The 16027-nt window shown below is 71.6% G+C and carries 13 protein-coding genes; 10 read left to right on the top strand and 3 right to left on the bottom strand.

Features of this window, described 5'->3' with window-relative positions; all coding sequences use genetic code 11:
• Nucleotides 1-21 precede the first annotated feature (21 nt).
• Nucleotides 22-918: a glycosyltransferase family 2 protein gene (locus IFY26_RS11720; protein ID WP_232549180.1), complete on the top strand. Its 897-nt coding sequence runs from the start codon at nt 22-24 to the stop codon at nt 916-918.
• A 21-nt stretch (nt 919-939) separates the two neighbouring features.
• Here IFY26_RS11720 and IFY26_RS11725 read toward each other — a convergent pair whose 3' ends face one another.
• Entirely contained in the window at nt 940-2922 is a 1983-nt protein-coding gene (locus tag IFY26_RS11725) for a DUF6541 family protein (RefSeq protein ID WP_232549181.1), read from the bottom strand.
• A 106-nt stretch (nt 2923-3028) separates the two neighbouring features.
• Here IFY26_RS11725 and IFY26_RS11730 point away from each other — a divergent pair, with 106 nt between their 5' ends.
• From IFY26_RS11730 to IFY26_RS11760, 7 genes are all read left to right on the top strand, one after another.
• Nucleotides 3029-4525, top strand: a complete 1497-nt coding sequence (locus IFY26_RS11730) for a methylmalonyl-CoA carboxytransferase subunit 5S (protein ID WP_232549182.1) — start codon at nt 3029-3031, stop codon at nt 4523-4525.
• Between the two features lie 6 nt (nt 4526-4531).
• Nucleotides 4532-6097 carry an acyl-CoA carboxylase subunit beta gene (locus IFY26_RS11735; RefSeq protein ID WP_232549183.1) on the top strand — a complete coding sequence of 522 codons (1566 nt, stop codon included), beginning with the start codon at nt 4532-4534 and terminating at the stop codon, nt 6095-6097.
• Between the two features lie 10 nt (nt 6098-6107).
• Entirely contained in the window at nt 6108-6374 is a 267-nt protein-coding gene (locus IFY26_RS11740) for a hypothetical protein (protein ID WP_232549184.1), read from the top strand.
• Between the two features lie 67 nt (nt 6375-6441).
• The gene (locus tag IFY26_RS11745) at nt 6442-6804 is read left to right on the top strand and encodes a biotin/lipoyl-containing protein (RefSeq protein WP_232549185.1); all 363 of its coding nucleotides are present in this window, start codon (nt 6442-6444) and stop codon (nt 6802-6804) included.
• Between the two features lie 184 nt (nt 6805-6988).
• Nucleotides 6989-9004, top strand: coding sequence for a beta-galactosidase (locus IFY26_RS11750; protein ID WP_232549186.1), 2016 nt, complete (start codon nt 6989-6991; stop codon nt 9002-9004).
• Nucleotides 9005-9079: 75 nt separating this feature from the next.
• Nucleotides 9080-9712: a hypothetical protein gene (locus IFY26_RS11755; RefSeq protein ID WP_232549187.1), complete on the top strand. Its 633-nt coding sequence runs from the start codon at nt 9080-9082 to the stop codon at nt 9710-9712.
• On the top strand, nt 9709-10701 hold the full coding sequence (locus IFY26_RS11760; protein WP_232549188.1) for a nucleoside hydrolase: 993 nt from the start codon (nt 9709-9711) through the stop codon (nt 10699-10701). The genes IFY26_RS11755 and IFY26_RS11760 overlap by 4 nt, the downstream gene beginning before the upstream one ends.
• 23 nt (nt 10702-10724) lie before the next feature.
• Here IFY26_RS11760 and IFY26_RS11765 read toward each other — a convergent pair whose 3' ends face one another.
• Nucleotides 10725-11567: an aldo/keto reductase gene (locus IFY26_RS11765; RefSeq protein WP_232549189.1), complete on the bottom strand. Its 843-nt coding sequence runs from the start codon at nt 11565-11567 to the stop codon at nt 10725-10727.
• A gap of 25 nt (nt 11568-11592) precedes the next feature.
• Nucleotides 11593-12399 carry an SDR family oxidoreductase gene (locus IFY26_RS11770; protein WP_232549190.1) on the bottom strand — a complete coding sequence of 269 codons (807 nt, stop codon included), beginning with the start codon at nt 12397-12399 and terminating at the stop codon, nt 11593-11595.
• A gap of 262 nt (nt 12400-12661) precedes the next feature.
• On the opposite strand from IFY26_RS11770, the gene IFY26_RS18245 reads away from it, so the two are divergent.
• Together IFY26_RS18245 and IFY26_RS11785 are read left to right on the top strand one after the other, a co-directional pair.
• A complete protein-coding gene (locus tag IFY26_RS18245) occupies nt 12662-14848 on the top strand; it encodes an ATP-dependent DNA ligase (RefSeq protein ID WP_332836188.1) in 2187 nt (728 codons plus the stop codon).
• 292 nt (nt 14849-15140) lie between these two features.
• Nucleotides 15141-15890, top strand: a complete 750-nt coding sequence (locus IFY26_RS11785; protein ID WP_232549191.1) for a phosphoglyceromutase — start codon at nt 15141-15143, stop codon at nt 15888-15890.
• The last annotated feature ends 137 nt before the right edge of the window (nt 15891-16027 follow it).

The following is a 16027-nucleotide window of genomic DNA, read 5'->3' on the forward strand; positions in this document are numbered from 1 at the left end:
GCGACTGTATCATCAGCGTCCATGGAGCAGCCCCCACGCCCCGCGCACGTCGGCATGGCGGTCGTCAACTACCACTCCGCACCGGACGTCGCCGGGCTCCTCGCGTCGCTGCCCCGCGGTGACGACGTGCGGCTCAGCGTCGTGGTGGTCGACAACTCCACCTCGGCGGAGGAGCTGGCGCGGTGCACCGTTGCGGCGCGGGAGGCGTCCGGCCTGGCGGTCGAGGTGGTGGACGCGGGCGCCAACCTCGGTTACGCCGGCGGGAACAACCGGGCCGTGGCGCACCTGTTGGCCCTCGACGACCCGCCCGACGTGCTGGTCGTCGTCAACCCCGACGTCCGTTGGGTCGCGGGCAGCCTCGCCGAGCTCGCCGCCTACTGCCTGGCCCACGACGATGCGATCGTCTCCGTGCCGACCCGGCAGGACGGTCAGATGGGCACGGGCATCGTGCGGTACCTACCCCTGACCGGGTACTTCCGACCGGACGCGGCGGGGTCAACCCACCGCTTCGCCTATGCGGCGGGCCACTGCTTCGCCCTCACGGCTGATCGCTGGCGGGCGCTCGGCGGGCTGACCGAGGCGTACTTCCTCTACTGCGAGGAGATCGATCTCGCGCTGCGGCACCGCGCCGCGCAGGGACGACTCGCCACCTTCGACGCCGGCGCAGTGGAGCACGAGGGTGGTGGTGCCATCAACGGCGAAGCATCCGGCCGGTCCCTGACGTCGTACTTCCACGGCACTCGTAGCCGCGTGCTGCTCCACCGCCGGTTCCCGTCGCTGTGGCCCTCCCTGGCCCCCCTCGTGGTGCTGCGCACCGGTTGGGCGGTCTCCTTGCTCCTGACCGGCAGGGTGGCCGAGGGGCGCGCCGTGCTGCGCGCCCTGGCCGCCGGCCTGCGGGACCCGCGTCCCCGGCGCTGAGCCCGGGCCGGGTGGGGCTGCTCAGCAGCCCTCGATGCGGAACAACCGCGCCTCCGGGCCCTCGGCGTCGACCAGCACGAGGTGCGCGGAGGGGACGAGGTCGGTCATCCCCTTCCACTGGGAGGCCTCGTAGTTGTCGTGCACGTCCTGCTCACCGAAGTCGAGAACGTGATCGACACCCAGATCGTCCACGACCTCGCACACCCGGGGGTCAGCGGTGATGTCGCGCAGGTGGGCGTCCAGGTACTGCTCCTCGGCGCCCGGCTGGCCGAAGACGTGCTTGCGAAGAACCTCCCGGTCGGCGAGGGCGTAGGCCAGCGATGTGCCGGCGCGCGGGCTACCGGCGATGAGGGCGTCCGGCGGTGTCGTGGTGTCGAGCCGCTCGAGCAGCGCGTACTCCTCGGGGCTGAGCAGGGGCGATTCCTCGGTGAGGAGGTAGGACTTCCGAGCTCGCTCGACCCCCTCGAGGGCATTGGGACCCTGGCCGGTGAGGGCGATCGCTGCGGTGGCCAGCACGGCCAGCACACGGGTGGGCCAGGCCCCTGGTCGCGGCCAACGAACGGCCAGCGCCGCGAGGGCGTCCCAGCACGCGACGGCGCCGGCCGTGGCGACGGGGATGGCCCCCGTCGGCAGCAGGGCAGCGAGCCGGAAGGAGTCGTTGTACCAAGGATTGGTGACGGCCTCGCGCACGGGGCTCTCGACGGGGAAGCCGGAGGCGAGCACGAACAGCGCCAGGGCGGCGCAGAACGGCCAGAGCGCCACTGCGCGGCGTGGGCGGCGGGCCAGGGCGATCCAGCCTGCGCCGAGGAGGAACAGCACGGGATAGGTGAACGGCAGGTGGGCCGGGGAGACGAGGAACCCCTCGCCGAAGGCCTGGGCCGGCGTCTGCCACGGTGGCCACCGCGACATCACCTCGTTGGTGCGCGAGAAACTCCACAGTTGGATGGTGAGGACGGTCAGCACGGCCACCACGAGTGCGGCGACGAGGGAGCGGACGAGCGTCCAGCGCGCCACCAGGCGGGCGCCGATGTGGACGAGTACGACGCCCGAGGCGAGGGCCCAGAGGGAGAGGAACGCATTGGGGTGGGCCAGGCCCAGGCCGGCGCAGGCGAGCAACACGCCCAGCACCTCCCGCGTCACCGGGGGGAGGCCCCGCGTCCGCAACGCCACCACCAGCCACCCGAGCACCGCGGGCAGCAGCGCGTAGCCGAGCGCGTTGGGGTACAGCACGCCGAAGTCGAGCAGCAGCAGGGGGAACGCGCCGAATGCTCCGGCGAGAGCACCGGCCGCGACGAGGACGGCCGGCCGTCGTCCCAGCAGCGCTGCCGCCAGCGCCAGGCAGGACGCGGGCCACACGAATGCGGCGATCGCGATGCTCGTGGCGTTCACCGCGACGGGCACGCTCGTGCCCAGGAGGCTCATCACCAGCGAGGGGACGACGTGCCAACCGTTCGGGTAGAACGGCGCGTCGGATGTCAGCCCGATGTGGAAGGGGGAGGCGTCGGCGGTCTCGACGATCCACCGGATGGTGTTGAGGTGCGCGATGCCGTCGAAGGTCTGCGACACGGCACCGGGGGCCACAAACGCCGTCAGGCAGTGGGCCGTGAGGGTGACGGCCGCGATGAGCAGCCCCACGCAGGCACCCCACCAGGCCGCGCCCCCGGCCGACGCATCCGCCTCGGTGCCGGCCACCGAGGCGCCGCCCGGCGAGGACGATGTCGGGCCAGGGGTGAACCAGCTGCCCGTGACCCAACGCCGCACGGCGAGGGCGATGGCAGCGATCAAGACGGCGAGGACCAGGACGGGCAGGGGTGACCAGGCGATGCCGAGCCGGGGTGCCAGCGTGGCGGCGACCGCCCCGACTCCGATCGAGACGACGGGGGCCACGAGCACGTGGTGGAGTGACCAGCGCCAGCCGGCGATCAGCACCAGGAGGCCGGGCAGCCAGTACCACGCCACCGCGAGGGCGACGGCGGGGACGGTGGCCAGCCAGCTCTCGGTCATGGCGCCAACTCTAGAGCGGATGCGTCCCGGTGCGCCCGCGCCGTCATTTGTGGGGATTCAGCGGGCTCCTACGTCAGGTAGGAGATTTGGTGGAATGATGGAGTCCATGAGTCCCCGTACGATCGGCGTGACCGAGGTCGCGCTGCGCGACGCCCACCAGAGTCTCATGGCCACCCGGATGGCCCTGGAGGACATGGTGGACGCCTGCGCCGACATTGACCGAGCTGGCTACTGGAGCGTCGAATGCTGGGGTGGAGCCACGTATGACTCCTGCATCCGCTTCCTCAACGAGGATCCCTGGCAGCGGCTCCGCACCTTCCGCGAGCTGATGCCCAACAGCCGCCTGCAGATGCTGCTGCGCGGCCAGAACCTCCTCGGCTACCGCCACTACGAGGACATGGTGGTCGAGAAGTTCGTCGAGAAGTCCGCCGAGAACGGCATGGACGTGTTCCGGGTCTTCGACGCCCTGAACGACCCCCGCAACATGGCGCACGCCATGGCGGCGGTGAAGAAGGTCGGGAAGCACGCCCAGGGCACGATCTGCTACACGATCTCCCCGCTCCACACGACCGAGGGGTACATCAAGCTCGCCGGGCAGCTCCTCGACATGGGGGCGGAGTCGATCGCGCTCAAGGACATGGCGGCCCTCCTGCAGCCCCAGCCGGCGTACGACATCGTCCGCGGCATCAAGGAGACCTACGGCGAGGACGTCCAGATCAACGTCCACTGCCACTCGACCACCGGTGTCACGCTCGTCAGCCTCATGAAGGCCATCGAGGCGGGCGCCGACGTGGTGGACACCGCGATCAGCTCGATGTCGCTCGGGCCGGGGCACAACCCCACCGAATCGCTCGTCGCGATGCTCGAGGGCACGGACTACACGACCGACCTCGACATGGACGCCCTCCTGCGGATCCGCGACCACTTCGCCGCCGTCCGTCCCAAGTACAAGGAGTTCGAGTCGGCCACCCTGGTCGACACCGACATCTTTTCCAGCCAGATCCCCGGCGGCATGCTCTCCAACATGGAGAGTCAGCTCCGCGCCCAGGGCGCGGGGGACCGCATCCGCGAGGTGATGGCGGAGGTGCCGCTGGTCAAGGCGGACGCCGGCCACCCGCCGCTGGTCACCCCGTCGTCGCAGATCGTCGGCACCCAGGCCGTGTTCAACGTGCTGATGGGGCGCTACAAGGTGCTCACCGGCGAGTTCGCGGACCTGATGCTCGGCTACTACGGCGAGTGCCTCGGCGAGCGCAACCCCGAGGTCGTCGAGATCGCGCACGCGCAGACGAAGAAGGAGCCCATCACCGAGCGCCCGGCCGATCTGCTGGAGCCCGAGTGGGACAAGCTGGTGGCCGAGGCGTCCGCCCTCGACGGGTTCGACGGATCCGACGCCGACGTCCTGACCTACGCCATGTTCCCATCGGTCGCGCCCGGCTTCCTCGCCTCCCGCGACGAGGGCCCGAAGAACGTCGGCAAGACCCCCGAGCAGCTCAAGGCCGAGGCCGCGAGCAGCTCCGACGCCGGCCGTGCCGTGCAGGGGCCGATCACGTACAAGGTGTCCCTCGGTGGACGCGAAAACACCGTCACCGTCGAAAGGGCGTGACATTCCATGGCCAAGAAGCCCCAGCTCCCCTCCATGGCCGAGCAGGTGGAGACCGTCCACCAGCGTCGGCTGGCGGACCGCCTCGGCGGTGGTGAGGACCGGCTCCAGAAGCAGCGCGACAAGGGGAAGATGACGGCGCGCGAGCGCATCGACGCCCTGCTCGACGAGAACAGCTTCCAGGAGATCGGGCTGTTCCGCCGCAACCGGACGGTCACGTTCGGCATGGACACCGCCAACATGCCCGCGGACGGCGTCGTGACCGGCACGGGGGCCGTGTTCGGCCGCCCCGTCCACGTCGCGAGCCAGGATTTCACCGTCGTCGGTGGTTCCGCCGGTGAGACGCACAGCAAGAAGGTCGTCGAGATGATGGAGTCCGCGCTGAAGTGCGGCACGCCGTTCGTCTTCATCAACGACTCCGGCGGTGCGCGCGTCCAGGAGGGCATCGACTCCCTGTCCGGCTACGGCCAGGTGTTCTACTCCAACGTGAAGCTCTCCGGCGCGGTGCCGCAGATCTCGATCATCTCCGGCCCGTGCGCCGGTGGCGCCGCCTACAGCCCGGCGCTGACCGACTTCATCATCCAGACGCGCAAGGCCCACATGTTCATCACCGGGCCCAACGTGATCCAGCAGGTGACGGGGGAGAAGGTCAGCCAGGACGACCTGGGTGGCGCCGACGCCCACATGGGCGTATCCGGCGTCAACCACTTCGTCGCCGACGACGACGCCCAGGCCATCCTGATCGCGCAGAAGCTGCTCAGCTTCCTGCCGCTCAACAACACCGAGGATCCGCCCGTCGTCGACCCCGACCCCTACGTGGAGCCGGACGACTCGCTGCTCGACATCGTGCCCGTCGAGGGCACGCGCGGGTACGACGTGCGCGAGGTGATCGCGAAGATCGTCGACCACGGCGACTTCCTCGAGGTGCAGGCCGGCTACGCGAAGAACATCGTGGTCGGGTTCGCGCGCATCAACGGGCGCAGCATCGGCGTCATCGCCAACCAGCCGAACGTGATGGCCGGCGTCCTCGACATCAACGCCTCGGACAAGTCGAGCAAGTTCATCCGGTTCTGCAACGCCTTCAACATCCCGCTGGTGACGCTCGTGGACGTCCCCGGCTTCCTGCCGGGGGTGGCCCAGGAGCACGGCGGCATCATCCGCCACGGCGCGAAGATGCTGTACGCCTACTCCGCGGCCACGGTGCCGAAGATCACCGTGGTGCTGCGCAAGGCCTACGGTGGCGCCTACCTCGCGATGTGCTCCAAGGATCTGGGGGCCGACCAGGTGTTCGCCTGGCCCACGGCCGAGATCGCGGTCATGGGGGCCGAGGGGGCGGCGTCGGTGGTGTTCAAGCGCGAGATCGACGCCGCGGAGGATCCGGCGGCGCGGCGCGCCGAGCTGGTGGAGGAGTACCGGACCACCTTCTCGACGCCGTTCGTCGCGGCCTCCCGCGGCCTGGTGGACGACATCATCAACCCGGCGGACACCCGCCGCAAGGTGGCGATGGCCCTGGAGATCCTCATCAACAAGCGCGAGCTGCGGCCGGCCAAGAAGCACGGCCTCGGGCCGGCGTGATCGGGGAACGATGTCCGACGACGTCAACGCTGAACTGCTCGCCGCCGTCAAGGCACTCACCGAACGGGTCGAGAGCCTCGAGGGCGAGATCACGAGCATCAAGCTCATCAACGCGCAGAACGTGCCGGAGGAGGTGGTGGTCGCCATCGGCGCGGCCGTCGCCGCCTACCTCGGCCACCGGGCGAAGCGACGCCAGTCGCACTTCACGCGGTCGGTCTCCTGGCAGTCCACCACCCGCCGCTCGCAGCACGTCCACGCGCCGCTGCACCTGCGGTGATTCGTTCCCACCTCGCCGGTGTCCGCCGGTCACGCCCGGGCACCGTCACTCGAAAGGCACACCAGTCATGAAGTTGAAGGTCACCGTCAACGGGATCCCCTACGACATCGAGGTGGAGGTCGAGGAGGCCGAACGAGTGTCTCCCTCGATCGTCATCGGTGGGGGTGGCGGGATGAACACCCCGGTCGCCAGCACCGCGTCCGTGCAGGCCACGTCCGCCAACGCCGTCACTGCACCGCTGTCGGGTTCGGTGGCGCGCATCCTCGTGGAGGAGGGCGCCGCGATCGAGGCCGGTCAGGTGCTGCTCGTCCTCGAGGCCATGAAGATGGAGACCGAGATCACCGCGCCGGGCGACGGCACGGTGGCGCGCATCCTCGTCAGCCAGGGCGACGCCGTCGCCGGCGGCGAGGCGCTGATCGAGCTCGGCTGAGTCGGCGGTCGCACCCGACTCGCACCCCAACGGGATCGAGCGCATCCCCCGCGACGACCTGTGCCCGCGGCACAGGTCGTCGTGTCGTGCGCGGGGCGGAGCGCGGCCGACGGACGGCTAGGGTGACGGATGGCCCCGGGGGCGGAATCGCCCGGGAACGCGCAGCTGACAAGGAGGCACTGCCATGACCGTGCGCGGTTGGAACGACTTGGTCGACGGGCTCGCCTACGGCGGCGACTACAACCCCGAGCAGTGGCCCCGCGAGGTGTGGGACGACGACGTCCGCCTCATGCGCGAGGCCGGGGTGAACCTGGTGAGCCTCGCGATCTTCTCCTGGGCGACGATCGAGCCGTTGGAGGGCCAGTTCGACTGGGCGTGGCTCGACGAGGTGATCGAGAAGCTGGACGCCGGGGGCGTCCGGATCGCCCTGGCGACAGCGACCGCGTCCCCACCGCCGTGGCTGACGGCCACGCACCCCGAGATCCTGCCCGTCACGCGCGAGGGGGTCGTGCTGCACCAGGGCGGACGCCAGTCCTACCGCATCTCCTCCCCGGTGTACCGGGAGTACGCCACGGCGATGACGCGGCGCATGGCGGAGCGCTACGGCTCCCACCCGGCGCTCGCGCTGTGGCACGTCGACAACGAGATCGGCTGCCACATCCCCGACGACTTCTCCCCGGACGCCACCGAGGCGTTCCGCGGGTGGCTCCAGCGGCGCTACGGCACGCTCGAGGCGCTCAACGAGGCCTGGGGCACCGCCTTCTGGTCCCAGCGCTACGGGTCGTTCGAGCACGTGCTGCCCCCGCTGCCCGCCCCGACCTTCCCCAACCCCACCCAGCAGCTCGACTGGCGCCGCTACACCTCCGACGTCCACAAGGAGTACTACCTCGCCCTGCGCGCGGTGCTCCGCGAGGTCACGCCCGAAGTGCCCATCACGACCAACTTCATGATCGGCACCGGCAACCGGCACGCCGACTACGCCGACTGGGCCCCGGAGACCGACGTCGTCGCCAACGACCACTACACCCGTTCCCACGACCCGGAGCGCCACGTCGAGCTGGCCTTCGCGGCCGACCTCACCCGGGGCGTCGCCGCCGGTGACCCGTGGCTGCTGATGGAGCACTCGACCTCGGCGGTGAACTGGCACCCCCGCAACCGGGCCAAGGATCCGGGGGAGATGGTGCGCAACTCGCTGTCCCACGTGGCCCGCGGCGCCGACGGGGTCATGTTCTTCCAGTGGCGCCAGTCCCGCGCCGGTGCGGAGAAGTTCCACTCCGGCATGGTGCCCCATGCCGGCACCGACAGCGGGGTGTGGCGCAGCACGGTGGAGCTCGGCGAACACCTGCAGCGCCTGGCGCCGGTGCGCGGCAGCCGGGTGGCCTCGAGCGTCGCCGTCGTGTTCGACTACACCAACCTGTGGGCCGTCGAGCTGGACAGTCACCCGACCAACGACCTCTCCTACCCCGACCTGGTGCTCGACTGGCACCGCGCGTTCTTCCACGAGGGCGTCCAAGTCGACGTCGTGGCTCCCCAGGCCGATCTGAGCGGTTACGACCTGGTGGTGGCGCCCAACCTCTACCTGGCCGACGACGAGCGGGTCGCGAACCTCACGGGGGTTGTCGACCGCGGGGGCGTGTTCGTCGCCACCTGGTTCTCCGGCATCGTGGACGCCCACGACCACATCCACCTGGGTGGCCACCCCGGGGCGTTCGCCGAGCTGCTGGGCATCCGTACCGAGGAGTTCTGCCCGCTGCAGCAGGGCGAGCGGGTCGGCGTCCTGCTCGACGGGGTGGACGCCGAGGGCGTCCGGTGGACCGAGCGGACCGAGCTGCGGGGGGCGTCGGCACACGCCACGTACACCGACGGCGTCCTGGTGGGGCTCCCGGCGGTGACCGACCATGCCGTCGGCGACGGCCACGCCTGGTACGTGGGCACCGACCTGCCGGGGGAGGGCAAGCGCGCCCTCGTGCGGACGTGGTTGGCGCAGGCGGGGATCGAACCGGTGCTGGCCGATCCGCAGCCGGGGGTCGAGGCCGTGCGCCGCCGCGGTGAGGGCGGCTCCTTCCTCTTCGTCTTCAACCACACGCGCGGCGAGGTCCGCGTGCCCGCGACCGGCACCGAGCTGCTCACCGGCGCGCGCGTGTCCGGCGCGCTCACCCTGCCCGGTGGGGGCAGCGCGGTGGTCCACGAGGACGCCTGAGCCGGGCGGCGGCGGGCCGCCACGGGAGGGCCGGCCGGCGCGCCCGGGTCGAGGGGTGCGGCTAGGGTGGCGGGCATGGCCCGACCGCGCGATGCCCACGGTGACGACGAGGCGACGCGGGCGCGGCGCTGGCAGCTGCCCGACTGGTCGGTGATCGGCTCGCTGGTGGTGGTGAGCCTGCTGTCCTTCGGGGCGTTCTTCACCGGCGTCGGCTGGCTGGCGGGGCTGGCGTCCGGAGTGGCCCAGGTGCGGCGCACGGTGTCTGGCCGCTCGCACACCGTGGGCGACTTCGCCTCCGGCGCGCTCGCCGCCGTGCGCGGCAACTGGCTCGTGGCGCTCGGCGGGCTGGCGGTCGCGGCGCTGCTGTACATGAACGTGGTGTGGCTGACGGGTGGGTTCGTTCCCGGGGGCACGCTGGTGCTGGCCGTCGTGATCGCCATCGCCGCGGTGGTGTGGGTGGTGCTCGTGCGGGCCGCCGCCCTGTGGTCGCACGGCTCGGGCGAGATGGCCGGCGGCGTCCGCTGGGGTCAGCTCGTGCGGCGCGCGGCGCAACTCACCGTCGACGACCTCCCCGGCACCGCGGGCCTGTTCGCGGCGCTGGCGCTCACCGTCGGGTTCGTGTGGGTCTTCCCGCCGATCTTCATCCTCGTCCCCGGGCTGTGGGTGCTCGCCGTGACCGTCGTCGAGTCCCGTCGGCTGGGCGCGTGAACGCCCCGCTGCGCGTCGCCCTCGACGTCGACACCGGCGTCGATGACGCCTGCGCGTTGCTCCTGGCCGCGCTCCATCCCGGGCTTGACCTGCGGGCTGTGACCTGCGTGGCGGGCAACGCCGGCCTGGTCGACGTGACTCGCAACACCCTGACCGTCCTCGAGACGGCCGGACGCCGCGACGTGCCCGTCGGCGTCGGGGCCACCCGGCCGCTGCTGGAGCAACCGCGCGACGCCCGCCACGTCCACGGCGCCGACGGCATGGGCGATCTGGGCCTGCCCGCGCCCCGCGGGGGGCCGGATCGACGGCATGGGGTCGACCTGCTGCGTGACACGGCGGATGCCGCCGCCGACGCGGGCCAGCCGCTCACCCTTGTGCCGCTGGGGCCGCTGACCAACGTCGCGCTGTTCGCACGCCTGTACCCGGACGCCTTCGACCGCCTGGGCCGCGTGGTGTTCATGGGCGGCGGGGCGCAGGTGAGCAACGCCACGGCGGCGGCGGAGTTCAACGTGTTCCACGACCCGGAGGCGGCCGCCCTCGTGCTGGACGCGTGCGCGGAGCACCGGGTGCCGGTCACGATGTACGGCCTCGACGTCTTCTACGCCCCGCGCGTGAGCGCGGCCCAGGCGGCCCGGCTCGCGGGCCTCGGCACCCCGGTGGCGGCGCTGGCGTCCGGGTTGGTCGACTTCCAGTGCCGCCGCTTCGACGCCGCCGACGCCACCATCGGGGACGCCGGCGCGGTGGCCCTGCTCGTCGACCCGGACGCGGTGCTCACCCGCCGGCTGCCCGTGCGGGTGGAGCTGGCCGGCACGTGGACGCGCGGCCGCACCATCGTCGACCAGCGCGACTGGGGCGGCGACCTCGACCACGACCCCCACGGCCTCGCCCCGGCCCAGGTGGACGTCGCGCTCGAGGTCGACGGCCCCCGGCTGGCCGAGGTGTGGTTGGCCACGATGGCGTCCGCCGGCCCCGACGCCGTCCGGGCCTGAGCCCGGACCGGCCGGTCGTCGGGTCAGTCGCGGAACTGGCTGGCCTCGAACTCGTCGGGGTTCGGGAACAGGCGGTTGGCACGCTCGAGCCCGGTGAGGGCGTCCAGCTCGCCGGTGGTCAGCTCGAAGCCGAACACGTCGATGTTGCTGCGGATGCGCTCGGGGGTCGCGGACTTCGGGATCACGATGCGGCCCTGCTGGAGGTGCCAGCGGATCACCACCTGGGCGGGAGAGACGTCGTGGGCCTGGGCGATCGCCTCGACGGCCTCCTCGGAGAGGTCCTCGCCCTTGCCGATCGGGGCGTACGCCTCGACGGCGATCCCGGCCGCCCGGGAGGCGTCCTGCACCGCGGGCTGCTGATGGGTCGGGTGGATCTCGAACTGATTCACCGCGGGCGTGACCTCGGCGGTCTCCAGCAGGCGACCCAGATGATGGGGCAGGAAGTTGGACACGCCGATCGCGCGCACCCCGCCGTCGGCGAGCAGCTTCTCGAACGCACGCCACGTCTCGGGGGCGAGCCACCGCGTCGGCGTCGGCCAGTGGATGAGATAGAGGTCGACGACGTCGACGTCCAGCGCCTTCCGGCTGGCCTCAAAGGCGGCCAGCGCGCTGTCGTGGCCTTGGTCGCCGTTGCGGAGCTTGGTGGTGAGAAACACGTCGTCGCGCGCGAGGCCGGACGCCTTGAGCGCGGCACCGACGCCGTCCTCGTTGTAGTAGCCGGCCGCGGTGTCGATGTGGCGGTAGCCCGCCTCGAGCGCGGTCTCGACGATGCGCTGGGTCTCGTCGGAGTCGACCTGGAACGTGCCGAACCCGAGCTGAGGGATCCGGACGCCGTTGTTGAGTTCGATGGCGGGCTGGTCAGTCATGGACTCCAACCTAGCGCGGCCCTGCTCAGGGAGTTGCGATGCGGTGCACCTTGTGGTTGGCCGCTTGGGCCCGGGGGCGAATCGTCAGCTGGTCGATGTTGACGTGCGGCGGGCGCGCGGCGACCCAGCAGATCGCCTCGGCGACATCCTCGGCGACGAGCGGGTCGGGGACGCCGGTGTAGACGGAGTCGGCCCGCTCGGCGTCACCGTCGAAGCGGGTGAGGGAGAACTCCTCGGTGTGCACCATGCCCGGGGCGATCTCGCACACGCGGACGGGCTGGCCGCACAGCTCCAACCGCAGCGCACGCGCCAGCATGCGCTCGCCGGCCTTGGCGGCGTTGTACCCGGCGCCGCCCTCGTAGGCGGCCTCGGCCGCGGTCGAGGTGACGAAGACGACCGTGCCCTCGGCCGCCAGCAGCGCCGGCAGCAGCGCCTTGGTCACCCGGCCAGTGCCCAGCACATTGGTGGTGTACATCGTGTGCCACGCCTCGAGGTCGGCCTCGCCCAGCGGCTCCTGGCCCACCGCGCCACCGGCGTTGTTGACCAGGAGGTCGAGGTGCCCGCCCACCTCGTCGGCCAGGAGGGCGACGTCGTCGGCGTTGGTGATGTCGCAGCCCACGGCGACCCCGTCGATCTCGGCGGCCAGCTCGTGCACCCGGGCGAACCGTCGGGCCGCGCAGAAAACGCGGTACCCCTGGGCAGCCAGGGCCCGAGCGGTGGCGGCGCCGATGCCGCTCGAGGCGCCCGTGACGACCGCCGTGCGCTGTTCCGGGCTGCGCTGTTCGGGGGTTGCGGGCTGCGGGCTGCGCTGATCGGGGGTCGTCTCGCTCATGGCGGGAGTCTAGGGCCAGGGGCGGCCGGGGAAAGCGACGAAAAGGCGACACTCGATGCGTGGACGGACGCGCGATTGAGCGTGAACGCGCGAGTGAGCGCGCACTCACTGTCGGCTTTTCGTCGCGCCCCGCCGGGCACGGCACGGGAGCGGTGTCGCCACGGGGCGGGGCACGGTGGTGTGACGTGCGGACGGGGCTCCGGGGACTGGGGGTTGGGCGGGGTGCCTCGCGGCGATCACCCCGGCCGGGCAGGATGACCCCATGGCTGCAGACGACCAGATCCTCGAGGTGCCCGGACCGCACGGCGCGCGGGAGGTGAAGCTGAGCAGCCCTGGCAAGGAGCTGTGGCCCGCCACGGAGCAGGGCCCGGCTGTCACGAAGCGCGACCTGGCCGGCTACCTGCTGTCCGTCGCCCAGCCGTTCCTCCACCTCAACGGCGACCGGCCGATGACGCTGCAGCGCTTCCCCGAGGGCATCGACGGAGAGGAGTTCTTCAGCAAGCGCCCGCCGCGCGGCGCCCCGTCGTTCCTCCGCACGGTCACCTGCACCTACCCGTCGCGCCGCCGCCACGACCAGCTGGTGTTCGACGAGCCCGCGTCGCTGGCCTGGGCCGCCCAGATGGGCACGATCACGTTCCACCCCTGGCCGGTGCGCACCGCGCACCTCGACCACCCCGATGAGCTGCGCATCGATCTGGACCCCCAACCCGGCCGTGGCTTCGCCGACGCCCTCACCGCGGCGCTGGCGCTGCGGGAGCTCATGGCCGAGATGGGCCTCACGGCCTTCGCCAAGACCAGCGGCAACCGCGGCGTCCACGTCTATGCGCGCATCGCGCCGACCCACGAGTTCCACGACGTGCGGCACGGCGTCATCGGCATCGCCCGCGAGCTGGAGCGCCGCCTGCCGGAGCTCGTGACGACGAGCTGGTGGAAGGAGGAGCGGGGGGAGAAGGTGTTCGTCGACTTCAACCAGGCCAACCGCGACCGCACCATCGCCGGCGCCTACGCCCCCCGGCCGTTGCCCGGGGCGCCGGTGTCGATGCCGCTCACCTGGGACGCGCTGCGGGACGCCGACCCAGCCGCCTTCACGGTGTGGACCGTCCCCGCGCTGGTGGCCGAGCACGGCTGCGCGTGGGCCGGGATCGACGACCGTGTGGGCGACGTCGCCGCCGCCCTCGCGCTGTGGGACGCCGACGTCGAGCGCGGGCTCGGCGAGCTCAACTTCCCGCCCGACTACCCCAAGATGCCCGGCGAGCCGCCGCGCGTGCCGCCGAGCAGGCGCAAGAAGGACCGGGCCGAGGAGGACTACCTCGCCCCCAAGGCCGAACGGGACGCCGAGTGGGGCACGCCCATCACGCCGCCGTACGGGCCGATGCTCGCGAAGCTTGTCAAGGACTTCCCGACCGGCGATGTGCTGTTCGAGCCCAAGTGGGACGGGTTCCGGACGCTGATCTGGCGCTCCGGCGACAACGTGGAGCTGGGGTCGCGCAACAGCAAACCGATGACTCGGTACTTCCCCGAGGTGGTCGAGGCCGTGAAGCAGAACTTCCCCGACCCGTGCTGCATCGACGGCGAGATCATCCTGGTGGACCCGGCCGCCGGCGACCGGCTGAACTTCGACCTGCTCCAGCAGCGCATCCACCCCGCCGCCTCGCGCATCGCCAAGCTCGCCGCCCAGACCCCGGCGTCCTTCGTGGCCTTCGATTTGCTGGCCCTCGGCAGCACGAACTACGCGGAGAAGCCGTTCCGGGAGCGCCGCGCCGCGCTCGAGGAGGTGCTGGCAGGCGTCCGCCCACCCATCCATCTCACCCGCGCCACGAGCGATCGCGAGGAGGCCCGCCGCTGGTTCGAGCAGTTCGAAGGGGCGGGGCTGGACGGCGTCATCGCCAAGCCGATGGGGGAGCCGTACGCCGAGGACAAGCGGGTGATGTGGAAGATCAAGCATGAGCGGACGGCCGACTGCGTGGTCGCCGGTTACCGGCTCTACCGCACCGAGACCGACGCGATCGGTTCCCTCCTGCTGGGCCTGTTCGACGACGTGGGGGAGCTGAACTCCGTCGGCGTCATTGGCGCCTTCCCGATGGAACGGCGCCGCGAGCTCTTCGCCGAACTGCAGCCGCTGGTGACCGACTTCCGCGGCCACCCCTGGGCGTGGGGCGAGCCCGAGGAGACGCGGGAGGACCTGCGCGACCAGTCCTTCCCCCGGACGCCGACCGCCGCGGCCCACTCGCGGTGGAACGCCACGAAGGACCTGTCGTTCACCCCGCTGCGCCCCGAGCGCGTGGTGGAGGTGCGCTACGACCACATGGAGGGTGTCCGGTTCCGGCACACCGCGCAGTTCGTGCGGTGGCGGCCGGATCGCGAACCGTCCTCCTGCACGTATGCCCAGTTGGACGAGCCGGTGAGCTACGACCTGGCCGACGTGCTCGGCGGCGCTCCGTCACGCTGACGCGTCGGCGCCACCCACGTGCCTCGGCGTGCGCCACCCTGCCGGAATGCGCGCCACCCTGCCGGACGGCCACGACCCTGCCGTCGCAACGCTGGGGAGGTGCGGTTCGGACAGGGGGGCGGTGGCAAGGGCAGGGGGGCGGCGGCAACGGCAGGGAGGCGGCGACAGGACTAGGGAGGTTGGAGGGCAGGTTCGCGCCCGGACGCGACCCGGATCGGAACTTCCCGCGGCACTGCGCGGGGGATCGCCCGGCACGCCTGCCGCCGGCGGCGTCCGTGGCTAGGCTGGAGCCATGACCTACCAGTTGATCCTGCTGCGCCACGGCGAGAGCGAGTGGAACTCCAAGAACCTGTTCACCGGCTGGGTGGACGTGGACATCAACGAGAAGGGTGTCGGCGAGGCACGCAAGGCCGCCGAGCTGCTCAAGTCGGAGGACCTGCTGCCCGACAAGCTCCACACCTCCTTGCTGCGCCGCGCGATCCACACCGCCTACCTGGCCCTGGACGGCTGCGACCGGCACTGGATCCCCGTCCAGCGCTCCTGGCGGCTCAACGAGCGTCACTACGGCGGCCTGCAGGGCCTGGACAAGGCCGAGACCCTGCAGAAGTTTGGCGAGGAGCAGTTCATGCTCTGGCGCCGCAGCTACGACACCCCGCCGCCCGTGCTCGAGCGGGACGCCGAGTACAGCCAGTACAACGACCCCCGCTACGCCGACGTTCCCGCCGACGAGCGCCCCCAGACCGAGTGCCTCAAGGACGTCGTGGCCCGGATGATCCCCTACTGGGACTCCGACATCAAGGCCGACCTCGCCGACGGCAAGACGGTGCTCGTCACCGCCCATGGCAATTCGCTGCGCGCCCTGGTGAAGCACCTCGACGAGATCAGCGACGACGACATCGCCGGGCTGAACATTCCGACCGGCATCCCGCTGCTCTACGAACTCGACGAGAACTTCAAGCCCGTCACCCCCGGTGGCCGCTACCTTGACCCGGAGGCAGCGAAGGCGTCCATCGAGGCGGTCAAGAACCAGGGCAAGAAGTAGTCCCTGGGGGGCTTCGCCCCCCAGCCCCCCACCGCTGGTGGCGTGGGGGCTGCGCCCCCTGGCCCCCCCACCGCTGGTGGCGTGGGGGCTGCGCCCCCTGGCCCCCCCACCGCTGGTGGCGTGGGGGCTGCGCCCCC

The organism is Propioniciclava soli (assembly GCF_014858005.1).
GTDB lineage: Bacteria > Actinomycetota > Actinomycetes > Propionibacteriales > Propionibacteriaceae > Propioniciclava > Propioniciclava soli.

What these genes read in the sequence shown, in the direction of transcription:
- IFY26_RS11735 (WP_232549183.1), top strand. Translation starts at nt 4,532, where the DNA reads ATGGCCAAGAAGCCCCAGCTCCCCTCCATGGCCGAGCAGGTGGAGACC.
- IFY26_RS11770 (WP_232549190.1), bottom strand. Translation starts at nt 12,399, where the DNA reads ATGAGCGAGACGACCCCCGATCAGCGCAGCCCGCAGCCCGCAACCCCC.
- IFY26_RS11740 (WP_232549184.1), top strand. Translation starts at nt 6,108, where the DNA reads ATGTCCGACGACGTCAACGCTGAACTGCTCGCCGCCGTCAAGGCACTC.
- IFY26_RS11755 (WP_232549187.1), top strand. Translation starts at nt 9,080, where the DNA reads ATGGCCCGACCGCGCGATGCCCACGGTGACGACGAGGCGACGCGGGCG.
- IFY26_RS11720 (WP_232549180.1), top strand. Translation starts at nt 22, where the DNA reads ATGGAGCAGCCCCCACGCCCCGCGCACGTCGGCATGGCGGTCGTCAAC.
- IFY26_RS11725 (WP_232549181.1), bottom strand. Translation starts at nt 2,922, where the DNA reads ATGACCGAGAGCTGGCTGGCCACCGTCCCCGCCGTCGCCCTCGCGGTG.
- IFY26_RS11750 (WP_232549186.1), top strand. Translation starts at nt 6,989, where the DNA reads ATGACCGTGCGCGGTTGGAACGACTTGGTCGACGGGCTCGCCTACGGC.
- IFY26_RS11730 (WP_232549182.1), top strand. Translation starts at nt 3,029, where the DNA reads ATGAGTCCCCGTACGATCGGCGTGACCGAGGTCGCGCTGCGCGACGCC.
- IFY26_RS18245 (WP_332836188.1), top strand. Translation starts at nt 12,662, where the DNA reads ATGGCTGCAGACGACCAGATCCTCGAGGTGCCCGGACCGCACGGCGCG.
- IFY26_RS11745 (WP_232549185.1), top strand. Translation starts at nt 6,442, where the DNA reads ATGAAGTTGAAGGTCACCGTCAACGGGATCCCCTACGACATCGAGGTG.
- IFY26_RS11765 (WP_232549189.1), bottom strand. Translation starts at nt 11,567, where the DNA reads ATGACTGACCAGCCCGCCATCGAACTCAACAACGGCGTCCGGATCCCT.
- IFY26_RS11785 (WP_232549191.1), top strand. Translation starts at nt 15,141, where the DNA reads ATGACCTACCAGTTGATCCTGCTGCGCCACGGCGAGAGCGAGTGGAAC.